Annotated in this window: 14 protein-coding genes and 1 riboswitch; of the genes, 9 read left to right on the top strand and 5 right to left on the bottom strand. The window is 63.8% G+C overall.

The features are described from left to right. Positions 1–140: 140 nt before the first annotated feature. The 4 genes from F3H98_RS07765 to F3H98_RS07750 all read left to right on the top strand — a co-directional run bounded on the left by F3H98_RS07765 (position 141) and on the right by F3H98_RS07750 (position 5,420). Entirely contained in the window at positions 141–3,470 is a 3,330-nt protein-coding gene (locus F3H98_RS07765) for a helicase-related protein (RefSeq protein ID WP_149759556.1), read from the top strand. Positions 3,471–3,482: 12 nt separating this feature from the next. Beyond that, on the top strand, positions 3,483–3,869 hold the full coding sequence (locus tag F3H98_RS07760) for an RNA-binding S4 domain-containing protein (protein WP_149759555.1): 387 nt from the start codon (positions 3,483–3,485) through the stop codon (positions 3,867–3,869). Positions 3,870–4,129: 260 nt separating this feature from the next. Next, positions 4,130–4,468 carry a ferredoxin FdxA gene (gene fdxA / locus F3H98_RS07755; protein ID WP_149759554.1) on the top strand — a complete coding sequence of 113 codons (339 nt, stop codon included), beginning with the start codon at positions 4,130–4,132 and terminating at the stop codon, positions 4,466–4,468. 373 nt (positions 4,469–4,841) lie between these two features. Then, complete coding sequence (locus F3H98_RS07750; protein ID WP_149759553.1) at positions 4,842–5,420, top strand: CarD family transcriptional regulator; 579 nt, start codon at positions 4,842–4,844, stop codon at positions 5,418–5,420. Positions 5,421–5,554: 134 nt separating this feature from the next. On the opposite strand, the gene F3H98_RS07745 is transcribed toward F3H98_RS07750, so the two are convergent. Further along, entirely contained in the window at positions 5,555–6,058 is a 504-nt protein-coding gene (locus F3H98_RS07745) for an SRPBCC family protein (protein WP_188130362.1), read from the bottom strand. A gap of 309 nt (positions 6,059–6,367) precedes the next feature. Here F3H98_RS07745 and F3H98_RS07740 point away from each other — a divergent pair, with 309 nt between their 5' ends. Next, a complete protein-coding gene (locus F3H98_RS07740) occupies positions 6,368–7,225 on the top strand; it encodes an RNA polymerase factor sigma-32 (protein WP_149759551.1) in 858 nt (285 codons plus the stop codon). A 77-nt stretch (positions 7,226–7,302) separates the two neighbouring features. Here F3H98_RS07740 and F3H98_RS07735 read toward each other — a convergent pair whose 3' ends face one another. The 4 genes from F3H98_RS07735 to thiB all read right to left on the bottom strand — a co-directional run bounded on the left by F3H98_RS07735 (position 7,303) and on the right by thiB (position 12,276). Beyond that, positions 7,303–8,748, bottom strand: a complete 1,446-nt coding sequence (locus F3H98_RS07735) for a M48 family metalloprotease (protein ID WP_149759550.1) — start codon at positions 8,746–8,748, stop codon at positions 7,303–7,305. Positions 8,749–8,946: 198 nt separating this feature from the next. After that, a complete protein-coding gene (thiQ, locus tag F3H98_RS07730; RefSeq protein WP_149759549.1) occupies positions 8,947–9,723 on the bottom strand; it encodes a thiamine ABC transporter ATP-binding protein in 777 nt (258 codons plus the stop codon). Continuing rightward, the gene (gene thiP, locus F3H98_RS07725; RefSeq protein ID WP_425294819.1) at positions 9,716–11,359 is read right to left on the bottom strand and encodes a thiamine/thiamine pyrophosphate ABC transporter permease; all 1,644 of its coding nucleotides are present in this window, start codon (positions 11,357–11,359) and stop codon (positions 9,716–9,718) included. The genes thiQ and thiP overlap by 8 nt, the downstream gene beginning before the upstream one ends. Further along, entirely contained in the window at positions 11,335–12,276 is a 942-nt protein-coding gene (gene thiB / locus F3H98_RS07720) for a thiamine ABC transporter substrate binding subunit (RefSeq protein WP_425294822.1), read from the bottom strand. The genes thiP and thiB overlap by 25 nt, the downstream gene beginning before the upstream one ends. A gap of 97 nt (positions 12,277–12,373) precedes the next feature. Beyond that, a riboswitch (TPP riboswitch) is annotated at positions 12,374–12,496 on the bottom strand. A 92-nt stretch (positions 12,497–12,588) separates the two neighbouring features. Here thiB and F3H98_RS07715 point away from each other — a divergent pair. The 4 genes from F3H98_RS07715 to F3H98_RS07700 are packed head-to-tail and all read left to right on the top strand — an operon-like array spanning position 12,589 to position 15,662. Continuing rightward, positions 12,589–13,233 carry a thiamine diphosphokinase gene (locus F3H98_RS07715; RefSeq protein WP_149759547.1) on the top strand — a complete coding sequence of 215 codons (645 nt, stop codon included), beginning with the start codon at positions 12,589–12,591 and terminating at the stop codon, positions 13,231–13,233. A gap of 6 nt (positions 13,234–13,239) precedes the next feature. Next, positions 13,240–15,060 (top strand): ABC-F family ATP-binding cassette domain-containing protein, encoded by a 1,821-nt coding sequence (locus tag F3H98_RS07710; protein ID WP_149759546.1) that lies wholly within the window; start codon positions 13,240–13,242, stop codon positions 15,058–15,060. Between the two features lie 60 nt (positions 15,061–15,120). Further along, entirely contained in the window at positions 15,121–15,363 is a 243-nt protein-coding gene (locus tag F3H98_RS07705; RefSeq protein ID WP_210249666.1) for a type II toxin-antitoxin system CcdA family antitoxin, read from the top strand. After that, positions 15,363–15,662: a CcdB family protein gene (locus F3H98_RS07700; RefSeq protein WP_149759544.1), complete on the top strand. Its 300-nt coding sequence runs from the start codon at positions 15,363–15,365 to the stop codon at positions 15,660–15,662. The genes F3H98_RS07705 and F3H98_RS07700 overlap by 1 nt, the downstream gene beginning before the upstream one ends. Positions 15,663–15,791 lie beyond the last annotated feature (129 nt).

Below are 15,791 nucleotides of genomic sequence, written 5' to 3'. Positions count from 1 at the left end.
TCCAAGCGTTAATTCGTCAACTTTTCCGCTTTCGTTTCGCCAGCCAAATCCTATATGTGTCGCGATATCTGCCTCATATCTACCGCCGCTTCCGTCCTGCCGCATGCTGGACCCATAAGGGAAAGCGATTTCATTTTTCGATGAACTTGCAGCCTAACCAAAGCGACCCCCTCGTGCTTTCAGGGCGCGATGTCACCGCCGTGCTGGGGCCGACGAACACCGGCAAGACGCATCTCGCCATCGAACGCATGGTGGCGCATGGCAGCGGGCTGATCGGCCTGCCGCTCAGGCTGCTTGCGCGCGAGGTCTATGGCCGCGTCGTCGACAAGGTCGGCGTGCAGAACGTCGCGCTGATCACCGGCGAGGAAAAGATACAGCCACCCGGAGCGCGCTACTCGGTCTGCACGGTCGAGGCGCTGCCACGCGAAACCAACGCGGCCTTCGTAGCGATCGACGAAGTGCAGCTCGCCGGCGATCTCGAGCGCGGCCACATCTTCACCGACCGCATCCTCAATTTGCGGGGCCGGGATGAGACGCTGCTTCTTGGCGCCGCGACTATGCGGGGCATTTTCGAGCGGCTTTTGCGGGGCATCTCGGTCGTGACCCGGCCCCGGCTTTCGCACCTGGCCTATGCCGGCCAGAAAAAGCTGACGCGACTGCCGCGGCGCTCGGCCATCGTGGCGTTTTCGGCTGACGAGGTCTACGGGATCGCCGAACTGATCCGCCGGCAGCGTGGCGGTGCTGCCGTGGTGCTCGGCGCGCTCAGCCCACGCACCCGCAATGCGCAAGTCGAGATCTACCAGAACGGCGACGTCGACTATCTCGTCGCCACCGACGCCATCGGCATGGGGCTCAACCTCGATGTCGACCACGTGGCTTTCGCCCAGAACCGCAAGTTCGACGGTTATCAGTACCGCGACCTGACGGCAGCCGAGCTCGGCCAGGTCGCCGGCCGTGCCGGCCGCCATCTGCGCGACGGCACGTTCGGCGTCACCGGCCAGGTCGACCCGCTCGACGACGATCTGGTGCATCGTATCGAAGCGCACGAGTTCGACGCCGTCAAAGTGCTGCAATGGCGGACCGCCGTATTCGACTATGCAAGCCTCGATGCGCTGAAACGGTCGATCGAGACCCCTGCGCCGGTCGAAGGGCTGACGCGCGCCCTGCCGGCGGTCGATGCGCAGGCGCTCGACCAGCTGGCGCGCGATCCCGAAATCCGCAGGCTGGCGACCAATCGCGAGCGCGTGGCGCTTTTGTGGGAGGCCTGCGCGCTGCCCGACTACCGCCGCATCGCGCCGGCGCAGCATTCCGACCTGATCGCTTCGATGTATCTGGATCTCGCCGAGCGGGGTCACGTCGACGAGACATATATGGCCGAGCAGGTGCGCCGCGCAGATTCGACCGACGGCGATATCGACACCCTTTCGCACCGCATTGCGCAGATTCGCACCTGGACATTTGTTTCCAACCGGCCTGGCTGGTTGGCCGATCCGGCACATTGGCGTGAAAAAACGCGCGAGATCGAAGACAGACTGTCGGATGCCCTGCATGAGCGGTTGACGAAACGCTTCGTAGACCGCAGGACTTCCGTGCTCATGAAGCGCCTGAGAGAGAATACTATGCCTGAAGCCGAAATTAGCCCTGCCGGTGCGGTCCTCGTCGAGGGCCATCATGTCGGCGAGCTGCAAGGATTCCGCTTTACCGCGGACCAGACCGCCGAAGGCGAGGATGCCAAGGCGGTGAAGGCCGCCGCGCAGAAAGCGCTTGCGCTGGAGTTCGAGGCGCGCGCCGAGCGGTTCTCGGCTTCGGGCAACAACGACATTGCGCTGGGTTCCGATGGCGTGCTGCGCTGGATCGGCGCGCCCATCGCGACGCTGACGTCGGGCGAGGACGCGCTGAAGCCGCGCGTCATCCTCCTGGCCGACGAGCAGCTGACAGGGCCGGCGCGCGACAAGGTGGCCGCGCGGGCGGAGCGCTTCGTCAACTTCCAGGTGGAGAGCCTGCTGAAGCCGCTGGTCGATCTGAAGAATGCCGACCAGCTTACCGGCATCGGTCGTGGCATCGCCTTCCAGCTCGTCGAGAATTTCGGGCTGCTCAACCGCCGCGACATCGCCGACGACGTGAAGTCGCTCGATCAGGACGCTCGCGGCGCGCTTCGCCGTCTCGGCGTGCGCTTCGGCGCCTATCACGTCTTCGTGCCGGCGCTGTTGAAGCCCGGCCCGGCCGGGTTGGTCACGCTGCTGTGGGCGTTGAAGAACGACGGCAAGGACAAGGCAGGCTTCGGCGACGTGGTCCATGCGTTGGCGTCGGGCCGCACCTCGGTGGTGATCGATCCGGCCTTCGATCGCGCGTTCTACAAGCTTGCCGGCTACCGCAACCTTGGCCGCCGCGCGGTGCGCGTCGACATATTGGAGCGGCTCGCCGACCTGATCCGCCCGGCGCTTTCCTGGCGCGCCGGCGCCGGGCCGCGTCCGGACGGCGCTTATGACGGCAGCGCTTTCCTCGTGACGCCGGCGATGATGTCGATCCTCGGCGCCACCGCCGACGATATCGAGGAGATTCTGAAAGGGCTGGGTTACCGCGCCGAGCCGAAGCCGGCCGCCGAGGTGAAGTCGAAGCTGGAAGCGCTCGATGTCGCAGCGCGTGAGGCGGCCGAGAAGGCCGCGGCCGAACGCGCCGCGAAGAAAGCGGCCGAACTGGCTGCACAGGCCGCCGAACCGACAGCGGACGCCGGGAACGATGCGGAGCCGGCAGGCATGGTTGAAGCCGGCCTCGAGACCGCGGAAACCGAAACGCCGGTCGCCACGGAAGCGGAAGTCGTCGTCGCGTCCGACGACGGCAGCGGCCCGGCAGCGGACGCCAGCGTTTCCGAAGTGGAAACTACTCCCGAGACAGCAGCGCCGGTCGCGGCAGAGGAACCTGCTGCCGTGGAGGCTGGCGCCGGCGAGGAGCCGACACCGGCGCCTCAGCAAGATGCCGAGAGCACGGAACAGACCCTGGTGGAGTCGACTGCCGAAACAGCCGTAGCTGCAACCGGGCCGTCGGAAGCGGTGGCCGAGAAGGCAGAGGCGCCCGCCGACGAACCCAAGCCAATCCTGTTGTGGCGGCAGGCTCGCTTCGAGGGACGACAAGGTCAACGCCATGGCAACCAGCGCGATCGCGGCGGCCCGCCGCGCGGACGCCAGCAAAACGGCAAGCCAGGCGCCGAAGCCGAGGCGCGTGGCGATGGCAAAAACCGGCGCGAGGGCGGCAAGGAGCGGTTCGAACGCAAGTTTCAGGGCAAACCTGGCAAGCCGGACGGCCAGGGCTTCCGGCAGGATCGCCGCGATGGCGGCAAACCGGGACAGAAGGGCGGTTTCCAGGGTAAGCCGCAGTTCCAGTCGAAACCGCGCGAGGAGCGTCCGGTGCGCATCGACCCGGATTCGCCTTTCGCCAAGCTCGCCGCCTTGCGCGACCAGCTGAAAAAATAGCCGCGACCGCCCATGGTTTCAGAAGGCCGCCAGCGCATCGACAAATGGTTGTTCTTCGCGCGGGTGGTCAAATCGCGGTCGCTGGCGGCAAAACTGGCACAGTCTGGCCGTGTTCGGGTCAACCGCGACAAGGCCGATCAGGCTTCCCACCTCGTCAAGCCGGGCGACGTGCTGACCATCACGCTTGACCGGCAGGTGCTGATCTATCGCGTTGTCGATTGCGGTACGCGGCGCGGCCCAGCCGAGGAAGCGCGGACGCTCTACGAGGACATCTCGCCGAAACCGGCGCCACGCGACAAAAACCTGCCCGAAGAAATGGTGCCGCTGCGCGAGGCGGGTTCAGGGCGTCCGACCAAGAAGGAACGGCGCGCGACCGACCGGCTGCGCGACGGCGATTGACTGTGTGACGCGAAGCCTTCGCGGCTAAAGCATTTTGCAGCCAGGCGGAATCGTCTGGCGTTGCACAAATGCGGCTAAAACAAACAGATAGAGCGGAATGCCCGGTTCAACTGAATGCATTCCGCTCTGGCCCGAACATCGGGAAAAACTGTTCCGGCAAAGCCGGCCGGTGCGCTATCGGCGCCCTTGCCACGGGACATCAAAGGAGCTACCTCACCGGCGGGAGCATCGAACGACCGAGAGGCGGCCAGGAGCCTTACATGACCTATGTCGTGACCGACAACTGTATCAAATGCAAGTACATGGACTGCATCGAGGTCTGTCCGGTCGACTGCTTCTATGAAGGCGAGAACATGCTCGTCATCCATCCCGACGAGTGCATTGACTGCGGCGTGTGCGAGCCGGAATGCCCTGCCGACGCCATCAAGCCCGACACCGAGCCGGGGCTCGACAAGTGGCTGCAGATCAACACCGAATACGCCGACAAGTGGCCCAACATAACGGCCAAGAAGGAGCCGCCGGCGGACGCCAAGCAGTTTGACGGCGTCGATGGCAAGTTCGAAAAATACTTCTCCGCCGAACCCGGCGAAGGAGACTGATTTTTCCTGGACCGGATGCGTTTCCGGTCCTTCCTGACGGCATTTGATGATGCGGGGCGTTACGGCGCCGGCGCGCGGCAACTTCGCGCATGCAGCAAATTGTTGATTCTTTCACGTTTTTGTGGTATCACTCAGAAACATGCCGGTGACACAACGTCGATCTATGGCGCAGAAGCGTTAATCATTGAAAGGTGAGGGCCAGTATCCGGACCAAGGCAACTTGGGCCAGGGCAAAGCACATGTCGTGCGCTCCGCCCGGCCCTGTCTATCCGGATGGCCTTCATGTGTTCAGGCGGCACCATTGGCCGAACATCTTACGGCCCCAGCAGGTTTCCGGCGACGCAGCCGGTACCAAAACAGGAGTTCAGGGCGTATGGCAATTCAGCAGCAGAAGAAGTCCGCAGCAACGCGTCACGGTTTCAAGACCGGTGAATACATCGTCTATCCCGCGCACGGCGTCGGCCAGATCGTGTCGATCGACGAGCAGGAAGTTGCTGGGCACAAGCTTGAGCTGTTCGTAATCGATTTCCAGAAAGACAAGATGCGTCTGAAAGTGCCGGTCGCCAAGGCAACCTCCATCGGCATGCGCAAGCTTTCCGAAACCGACTATGTCGACCGCGCCCTCAAGGTCGTCCAGGGTCGTGCCCGAGTGAAGCGCACCATGTGGTCGCGCCGCGCCCAGGAATATGATGCAAAGATCAATTCGGGCGACCTAATCTCCATCTCCGAGGTGGTGCGCGACCTCTACCGCGCCGAAAACCAGCCGGAACAGTCCTATTCCGAACGCCAGCTCTATGAAGCAGCGCTCGACCGCATGGCGCGTGAAATCGCCGCCGTCAACAAGATGTCGGAGACCGAAGCGGTCCGCCTCATCGAGGTAAACCTCAACAAGGGGCCGAAGCGCGGCACCAAGGCCGACAATGAGGAAGCCGAGCAGGAAGAGGCTGCATAAGCCACGCTTTCCTTCCGCGAGATCAAAAACCCGGCTGCAAGGCCGGGTTTTTTTTGTTACTCATGTCGCGTAAAAGTGTGCAGCGGTTTGCGGTAACGACATACACAAACAAAAGCCGGCCAGTTGCGTGTCGATCAGGCCCTGTGCTCGTCCAGCAAGGCTTCCAGCTTGTCGAAAGCGCCGTTCCAGCCGGTCTCGTGGGCGGCGCGCTCCTCTTCGCTGGTCAGGCCGGAATGCGTCATCTCCATCAGCGTCTCGGCGCCCCGTGGCGAAAGCTCGACCCGCACGACCGTCTCGATGTTGGGCATTGTATGTCCCTCGGCCCAGGTCCAGGTGTAGATCAGGAGTTCGTGCGGGCGCAGTTCCAGGTAAATGCCCGCCGCTTTGTAGGTAACGCCCTCGGGTGACCGCATTTCGATTCCGAAACTGCCGCCGGTGCGTGGGTCCGAATGCACCGCCGAAAGAATGAAGCTCTCTGGACACATCCAGCGCGACATCATGTCGGCGCGGGTCATTGCGGCGAACACCATTTCCTGCGGCGCACGCAGCAACCGGCGTACGTGCAGGACGACATCGGCTTGGGCACCTTGCATGGCGAGCCTTTCCAGCGGACGTGAAACCCGGGGGAGTTTACTCATTTTCGAGCTTCGCGCGAGCCTGCCGGGGTTCTCCACCTGTTCGAAGGCGGGGAAGATGCGGAGGCTGGCAGGCATCAGCAAGCCCGCCGAGTGATCGCATAAAATCAAGGACCTAAGCGCGGGATGGGAATCTGAAAGATCCCAGCGCTTTGGTGGAACGTTCTGCTTCGCCTTGCGTTCTTAACCCGTCCCGGCGGATGCCGGGCAGGTTTTTAAGCACCCGGAATTCGTCCTCACCGCACGTGTTCCGGAAAGGGGCCGAAATTTCCGGTTCGAATTGCGTCGTCGAAGGTCGGTGGAGTGCTGGCGATGGAAGAAACGGCGAGAAGAAATCTCATCCGCGCCGCGATGAAGGCGCCCTATCTGACGCGCGAGCAAGAGCATGAACTTGCTGTGCTTTGGAAGGAAAAAGGCGATCAGCAGGCACTCCACGAGATCACAACCGCCCACATGCGGCTGGTCATCTCCATGGCTTCCAAATTTCGCTATTTCGGCCTGTCGACCGGTGACCTGGTCCAGGAAGGCCACGTCGGGCTCCTCGAGGCCGCGGCCCGCTTCGAGCCCGATCGTGACGTGCGCTTCTCGACCTATGCCACCTGGTGGATACGCGCTTCGATGCAGGACTACATCCTGCGCAATTGGTCGATCGTGCGCGGCGGCACCAGTTCGGCGCAGAAATCGCTGTTTTTCAATCTGCGCCGCCTGCGCGCGCGGCTCGCCCAGAATTCCGAACCGCTTCCGGCCGGCACTCTCTACCGGGAAATCTCGACGGCGCTTGGGGTTTCCGAGGCGGACGTGGCAATGATGGATTCGCGGCTGTCCGGCCCTGATACGTCCCTCAATGCGCCGGTCGCCGACGATTCCGGTTCATCCGACCGCATGGACTTCCTGATATCCGACGATCCCCTTCCCGACGAGGTTGCCGAGGATGTCATCGATGTCGAACGCCGCTCGGAATGGCTTTACGACGCGCTCGGCGTGCTCAATCCGCGCGAACTGAAGATCATCCGCGAGCGCCGCCTGCAGGATGAGGGCGCAACGCTGGAATCGCTCGGCGAGATGCTTGGCATTTCCAAGGAGCGGGTGCGGCAGATCGAGACGCGCGCGCTGGAAAAACTGAAATCAGCACTTATGAAGATTAATTCGACTTTCGGGCACGCGGTCTGATCCGCTGCATCGCTCCGAATCGGAATCGATTTTTGGAGGTGCTTTATCCCTATTCTGTTGGAATAAAAGGCCCCAGCTCAACGGTCGGTGACGATCTTCACCTTGGTGCCAGCCGAAACGCCGCCGCCGAGTGGTAGCGCGTTGAGCACACGGAACAGGTCGAGCTTGCGGTCCACGCCAACCATCTGGGCGGCAAGCGAACCGATGGTCTGGCCGGGCTTCACGGTGACGATGCGGATTCGCAGCGGCTTCAGCGCGGCCTTTTCGGCTGCTGTCAGCGAACGGAAGCTGCCGCTGACGGCGCGCGCGACGCTGTCGAGCGACGTGCTGGCGACGGGTGCTGCGGTGAGCAACCGATAGACGCGGTCGCCCGAGCGAATGACGGTGATGTCGAACTGCCAGCCGTCGGCGCGGGCGCGCGCGGTTGCCGCGTCGTTGCCATTGATCGTCGTTGCCTGGACGGTGTTGGTCTCCAGCCCGGTTACCCAGCCGCTGCGGACGTAATCGGTCAACGCAACGCTCTTTTCGACCGAAACGCCGTCGAAGCGGATCGCCATGTCGCCGGGACCGGTGGCGGTGACCTCGGCGGCGGAATTGTCGATAACGAAGCCGGTTGGCACCGAAAACGCGATGCCAAGGCCCGGATGCTGGAACGTATTGCCGCGCACATAGCCTTCCTCCGGCGTATCGCCGAAAAGCAGGCCGTCGATGCCGGCAAGGAAGGAATCGCGGTCAACCGTTCCCGTGCCCGGCGTGCCGAAGCCGCGCGCATGGCGCTGCGCCAGTTCGATGCGCTGCGGCGCGTTGGGATGGCTGGCAAGGAAATCGAGGCTTGCATCCTGCGCGCCGGTGACGGTGCGCAGTTCGCTATAGGCGGCCATCGACTGCAGGAAGCGGCTCGCGGCGAACGGATCGTAACCGGCGCGTCCGATCGAGCGGATGCCGATGGCATCGGCCTCAAGCTCCTGGTTGCGCGAAAACTGGGCAAGGCGGAGCTTGCCGCGGATCAGCGCCACCTTGGCCACCTGGCTTTCGCCCAGCACATCGGTGACGACCTTGCTCGCCAGCACTTCCTCGGCTTCCTTCTGCTGGCGCTGGACACCGTGGTTGGCGGTTACGTGGCCCATCTCGTGGGCTATGACGGCGGCGAGCTCGGCCGAATCATTGGCAAGCGCAAGCAGGCCGCGGGTTACATAGAGATAGCCGCCGGGAAGCGCGAAAGCGTTGACGTTCGGCGAATTCAGGATGGTGATGCGGTAGGTCTGCGGCGACGGATTGTCGGCGTCGAAGGTCAGCGTGCCGACCACCTTGGCGACCATGCGCTCAAGCTTGGGGTCGGAATATTCGCCGCCATAGGTCGCCAGGATGCGCGGGTGTTGCTGCTTGGCGAGCTGGGCAAACTTGTCGTTGCGCGCCACCGTGTCGACGGTGACCGGGTTCTCCGACGGACGGAACGCCTGTTCGTTGATCGGTCCGCTCAGCACTTGGCAGCCTGCAAGCAGTACGACCAATGCAATTGGCATCGCGGCGCGCCACGGCGCGCGCGCGGGCAATGCCGGCGTCAGCACGTCTGCGAATGTCGTCGGGCAGGTCGGCAGAACTACTTCCTTTCGGATCGGGTTGGTTGGGCCCACGGCGCCGTGCGTCTTTCAGACACGCAAGGGTCGCTGTAGCGCCGCAAAACAAGGACGCCAACAAGCTCTTGGCGGTTTGGCCGTAAATTATGTCCGCTTCCGGGCGATTCCGTGTGATTGCAGCGATCCAGCAACACTACCTATATAACGCCTGAACGCCTCGGGGCCATGTTTGCCGAAGAATTTCGATACTTCACCGATGGCAGTGATCTTCCCATCTTCCAGAAATACCATCGTTTCGCCGATTCGGCGCGCATCTTCGGGCTGGTGGGTGACGAACAGAACCGTCATGCCGCGTTCTGCATGCAGGTCGGCGACGAGCCCAAGCATATCCTCCCGCAGTGCCGGGCCGAGCGAAGCAAACGGTTCGTCCAGCAGAAGCACCGGCCGGTCGCGAACCAGGACGCGGGCGAGCGCCACGCGCTGGCGTTCGCCGCCCGACAGTTCGCGCGGCAGGCGATGCTCCTTGCCACCAAGCCCGGTGCGCACGAGCGCTTCGGACACAGCCGTGCGATCGCTCGGCGTCAGCCGCAGGGCCGGCGAGCGCCCCAGTCCGACATTCTGCGCGACGTCGAGATGCGCAAACAGGTTGTTTTCCTGGAACACCATGGAGAGCGGACGGGCGGCAGGAGGCTCATGCGCCACATCGCGGTCGCCGATCAGGACCCGCCCGGATTTCGGTGTTTCGAAGCCGGCGACGAGGTTGAGGAGTGTCGATTTCCCCGAGCCGCTCGGCCCCATGATCGCCGTGATGGAGCCGGCTTCCACGGTAAGATCGAATGCCATCGAAGCTTCGCCGTAGCTGAACGTCACCCCATCCAGTCTTACCGCCGCGCCGGTCCGGCCGTTGGAGGTGTCAGTCATATCGGTTTCTTCCCAGCCGATCGGCCAACGTCATCAAGGCAAGGCAAAGCAGGCCGAGCAGCAGCGCCAGCCCCGCGGCGTCGGCGGTGCGGTAGCTGCCCATGCGGGCGAGCAGCAGGTAGGGCAAGGTCTGCACGGCATCGCTGCCAAAGAGTGCGATGACGCCGAGGTCGCCGAGCGACAGCGCCATGGCGAAGGCAAGCGCGGTGAAAAGCGGCCGCCGCAGCGCCGGCCAGTCGATCAGCCTGAAACGGTCGCGCCCGGCGATGCCAAGCAGCGCACAGAGCTTCTCGTGACGTTCGCTGGCCGCATCGTAGGCCGGCCTGATGGCGCGCACGGCAAACGGCATCGCCATCACGGCATTGACGGTTACCACCATGACCGGGGCGAGCAGGAAGACATTGCCGGTGTAGCGCAACAGGATGAACCAGCCGGCGCCGATAACGATCGATGGCACCACAAGCACGAAACCCGCACCGGTGTCGGTGAGCCGTTCGAGCAGCGTTCGCTGGCCGGCGCGCCTTTGCAACTGCAGCGCCCGGCGCGCCATGACCAGCGACAGCGAGAGCAGGGCCGCCAGCAGCGCCGACAGTATCGCCAGCACCAGGCTGGTCGCGGTGGCTTTGAGAACCGCGCTTTCGCCGGCGAGGCGGCCAAGATCCGCCTGGAGGCCGGCAAGAACGGTCGCCAGCATCGGTCCGGCGACGAAAAGAAGGGCCAGCGCGATCACCAGGGAATTCAACAAGGTTTCGGTGGGCGTTGCGTCGCGCACCCGGGGTGACGCGACCGACAGGTTGGCGTCGCCGACCGCATTGGCGCCGAGCCTCGCCAAAACAGCCACGACGATCGCGGTGAGCAGGATCTGCAGCGCGGTCAATGCAACCGCCCGCGCGGGGTCGAAATCGAAGCGCAGCGCCTGGTAGATCGCAACCTCCAGCGTTGTGGCGCGCGGTCCGCCGCCAAGCGTCAGCACGATGGTGAAGGAGGTGATGCACAGCATGAAGACGAGGCCGGCAACGCCGGGCAGGGCGGCGCGGATGACAGGCCATTCCACGAACCGGAAGGACGGGCCGGCGCGCATGCCGAGCTGGCTGGCAAGACGCCATTGGTCGGCGGGCACGGTGTCGAGGGCTTCGACGAAAAGTCGTGTGGCGAGCGGCAGGTTGAAGAAGACATGGGCGACGAGGATACCCGACAGGCCATAGGCGCCCGGCCATGCCTGTCCCGACAGGCTGGAGAAAATACCGGCGAAATAGCCGGCGCGGCCATAAAGCGCCAGCACGCCAAGGGCTGCGACGATCGCCGGCAGCGCCAAAGGGACGGCGAAGAGGCGCAGGATCAGGCCCCGCCCGGGAAAGGCCGGGTGGCGCGACAGCGCACGCGCCACGGCGATCGCCGGCAGCACCGACAGAATGGTCGACAGTGCCGCCTGCCACAGCGTGAAGCGTACGACGCGCGCCATGTAGCCGTCGAAGGCGGCTACCGCGCCGGCCCAGTTGCTGGCGGCTTCGGTCAAAAGGCCGGCGACAGCGCCGCCAAGCAGGATGGCGATTGCCGCCAGGGCAACGACGCCGGCTGTCACCCGCCGGTCGATCGTCTGCCCCGTTCGCATCACTGGCTCATCACTGACAGCCATTCGTCGACCCAGGCCTTGCGGTTGGCCGCAACCTCTTGCGGGCTGAAGGCCAATGTCTTAGCCGGCTTCACCAGTTTATCGAAGGCCGGATTGAGCGGTTTCGAGGTCTTTGCCGCCGGAAGCATCCACTGGGTTTCGGGAATGACGTCCTGAAAGGCAGGGGTCACCATGAAGGCCATGAACTTCGTGGCCAGCGGGTTTTTCGCGCCGGTGGTGGTGATGCCGGCGACTTCGACCTGAAGGTAGTGGCCTTCCGGGAAGGAGGCGGCCTGGTAGCGCTCGGTTTTCTCGGCGATCATGTGATAGGCCGGCGATGTCGTGTAGGAAAACACCATCGGCGCTTCGCCCTTGGTGAAGAGCCCGTAGGCTTCGCTCCAGCCCGGCGTCGCGGTCAGCACGCGGCCCTTGAGCTTCGCCCAAGCCTCGGGAGCCTTGTCGCCGTAGACCGCCCTAACCCAGAGCAGCAGGCCGAGCCCGGGCGTGGAGGTGCGCGGATCCTGGATGACGATCTTCTGTTCGGGATCGCCTTCGACCAGCTCCTTCAGGCTCGCCGGCGGGGTCTTCAGCTTCTCGGTGTCGTAGACGACGGCGAAATAGCCGTAGTCATAGGGGAGGAACGTATCGTCGCCCCAGCCCTCCGGCACGGCCAGGTTTTCGGCGTTGAGGCCATGCGGGGCAAACAGGCCGGTTGCCTTGGCTTCCGCCGTCAGGTTGGTGTCGAGGCCGAGCACGACATCGGCCTTCGTGGCGGCTCCCTCGAGCTTGACGCGGTTCAGCAGCGCGACGCCGTCGGCGACCGAGACGAATTCGACATCGCAGGCGCATTCGGCCTCGAAAGCCTTTTCCACCTGGGGGCCGGGACCCCACTCCGCGGTGAAGCTGTCATAGGTGTAGATGGTGAGTTTTTCCGCCGCCATCGCGGCGAACGGGAATGCGAGTGCCGCGACACCCAGAAGATATGAAATCGTGCTGCGCATCGCGCGCCTCCTCTTGTGGTTAAAGGAATTGAGGCGCCGGTTCAGAGCGTCTAATCCCTCCGCCGGTGCAAACCGGATCAGGTTCAGCGGGTTGGCCGGGTTTCCCCGTTTGCCTCTCAGCCGGCCCGCCTTGCAGCGTCCGGCACCCCGTTAGAGCGTTTCGAGACATAAAGTGGGCGTTCGCGGGAGGCAAGCGATTGTTACGCGTGGCAGCCTTCCGTTTTCGACGCCATGCGTGATAAGGGCCACGCCATGAGCCTTTTCACCATCCTGCTTGGCGGCAATCTGGTCCGCACGTCGCGTCTCGACGCGCAGGTCGCCGCAACGCGCGTGATCGCCGCCGATGGCGGTATCCGGCATGCCGCGATGCTGGGCATCGCGCCGGAGCTATGGGTCGGCGATTTCGACTCGGTGCCGAAAGGCCTGGAGAATGCCTACCCCGACCTGCCGCGCCAGACCTTTCCGGCCGACAAGGACAAGACCGACGGCGAACTGGCCATCGACATCGCGCTTGAACGCGGCGCCACGGGGCTGGTGCTGGCCGGCGCCTTCGGCGGCCCCCGCGCCGACCACGCGTTCCTGCATCTTGCGGTGGCGATGCGGCTTGCCGAAACCGGAATGCCGGTGGTGCTGACGGACGGCGCCCAGGAAGGGCGTCCGCTTTTGCCGGGCAAATCCCGCTTCGACTATGAAAACGGCGTGCTGTTTTCGGTGATCGGCTTTTCGGCCCTGTCGGGGCTCACGCTCTCGGGCGTGAAATGGCCGCTCGACGCGGTCGAAGTGCCGTTTGGCTCCTCTCTCACCATCTCCAATGCGGTGCAGGGCAAGCTTCATGCCGAACTCCTCAGCGGACGCGCCATGCTGATCGCCCATCCTTTCCCCGGTTCGGAATTCTAGACCACCATGGCGCCACCCCCACTGCTTCGGCTCGACGACATCAAGCTCACCTTCGGCGGCACGCCGCTGCTCGACGGCGCCTCGCTTTCGGCATCGGCTGGCGACAAGATCGCGCTAGTCGGCCGCAACAGTTCCGGCAAATCGACGCTGCTCAAGATCGCCGCCGGCATGATCGAGTCGCAGGATGGCGAACTGTTCCGCCAGCCTTCCGCCACCATCCGCTACCTGCCGCAGGCGCCGGACATGGAAGGTTTCGCCACCGTGCGCGCCTATGTGGAGGCAGGCCTCGGCCCGGCCGACGATCCGCACCGCGTCACCTATCTGCTCGAACACCTCGGCCTGACGGGCGACGAAAAGCCCGACGATCTTTCCGGCGGCGAGGCCCGCCGCGCAGCCCTTGCCAAGGTGATGGCGCCGGAGCCCGATATCCTGCTTCTCGATGAGCCGACCAACCATCTTGACCTGCAGGTGATCGAATGGCTGGAAGACGAACTCATCCGCTCTTCTTCAGCCATCATCGTCATTTCGCACGACCGCCGTTTCCTGGAGCGGGTGTCGCGCGCCACGGTCTGGCTCGACCGGGGCCAGACCAAACGCCTCGACAAGGGGTTCGGTCATTTCGAGGAGTGGCGTGACGTGATCCTCGAAGAGGAGGAGCGCGAGCAGCACAAGCTCGGCCGCCAGATCGTGCGCGAGGAGCACTGGCTGCGCTATGGCGTCACCGCGCGACGCAAGCGCAACATGCGCCGCCTTGGCGAGCTGCAGACAATGCGGCAACGTTTCCGCAGCCATCGCGGCGCCGAAGGCGTGGCGACCATGGTGGCGAGCGAGGCCGCCGAGTCCGGCAAGCTGGTGCTCGAAGCGAAAAACATCTCCAAGAGTTTCGGTGACCTCGTCGTCGTGAAGGATTTCTCGACCCGCATCCAGCGCGGCGACCGCATCGGCCTCGTCGGTCCCAACGGCGCGGGCAAGACGACCCTCCTGAAGATGCTGACCGGCGAGCTGGCGCCCGACACCGGTTCGGTCCGCCTCGGCACCAATCTTGAGATCGCCACGCTCGACCAGAAGCGCGAGGCGGTCGACCCGCATGAGACATTGGCGCATTACCTGACCGATGGGCGTGGCGAGACCGTCGTCGTCAATGGCGAGGAGCGCCACGTCGTTTCCTGGATGAAGGACTTCCTGTTCAAGCCGGAGATGGCGCGCACCCCGGTGCGCGAACTGTCGGGCGGCGAGCGGGCGCGGCTGATCCTGGCGCGCGTGCTGGCGCGACCGGCCAATCTTCTGGTGCTGGACGAGCCGACCAACGATCTCGACATGGAGACGCTGGAGCTGCTGCAGGAACTCGTCGCCGGGTTTGCCGGTACGGTGATCCTGGTCAGCCATGACCGCGATTTCCTCGACCGTACCGTGACCTCGACGATCGCGCCGGATGGCGGCGGGCGCTGGATCGAATATGCCGGCGGTTATGCCGACATGCTGGCGCAGCGCGGCGGAACCAGGCTCGACGACCGCAAGGCCGCGCGCGCTCGCGCCGCGACATCCGACGGTGTGCCTTTGCCGAAGCCGGAAGTGTCGAAAGCCGCTGCCAAAAAACTCTCCTTCAAGCAGAAATTCGCGCTCGAACAGTTGCCGACGCGCATGGCGGCGGTGTCGGCGTCGATTGCCGGGCTCGAAAACAACATCGCCGATCCGGCTTTCTACGAGCGCGACCCGAAGGGTTTCCAGAAAACCATCGCCGCGCTCGACAAGGAGCGCGAAACGCTGGCCACCCTCGAAGAGGAATGGCTGGAGCTGGAGATGCTGCGGGAAGAGCTGGAGGGCTGACAGATACGTTGCCTGCGCAAAGATATGCGCATACAGTATGTGCATATCCAGGAGGTGGCCATGGCACGAATGTCAGCTCAATCCCAGCGTAAGCCGACGAACATGTCGATCGACAGCAACCTGATTGCTGAAGCAAAAGAACTCGAAGTGAATATCTCCCGCGCTGCTGAAGCAGGTATCGCAAAGGCCGTGGCGGACGAGAAGGCGCGCCGGTGGCTTGAGGAAAACAAGGAAGCGATCGAGAGTTCAAACCGGTATGTCGAGGAGAATGGTTTGCCGCTCGCGAAATACCGGCCATTTTAATGGCGCGGTACGATCTGTATCGAACTCCCGATGGCGATGGCTACTTTTTGGATGTTCAGGCCGATCTCGTAAACAGTTTCAATACGCGTGTTGTTATTCCTCTTATGCGGCCCCAACATGCGCCATTTCCAGCGCGGCGGCTGAACCCAATTTTCGAAATCGGCGGACGCAAGTTAGTCATGGTCACCCAGTTCATCTCAGCGGCCACCACGTCGGAGCTGGGTGACGTTGCTGATAACCTTTCCGCTCACCACGACGAGATCGTGTCCGCTCTGGATATGCTGTTTCAGGGTTTTTGAACTTCGATGCTTTCGCCAGGCGAAAGCATCCCGCACCCATCCCGTCGTGGGTCGATCACCAGACGCCTACTGCCGGGGCTGGAACTCGCCGTATCCGGATAGGGCGGCGGCTTAGAGCATTTTGCAGCC

Source organism: Neomesorhizobium albiziae (assembly GCF_900114255.1).
Lineage (GTDB): Bacteria > Pseudomonadota > Alphaproteobacteria > Rhizobiales > Rhizobiaceae > Neomesorhizobium > Neomesorhizobium albiziae.
Note: the sequence above shows the minus strand (reverse complement) of the source record. Positions and strands in the feature narration are given on the sequence as shown.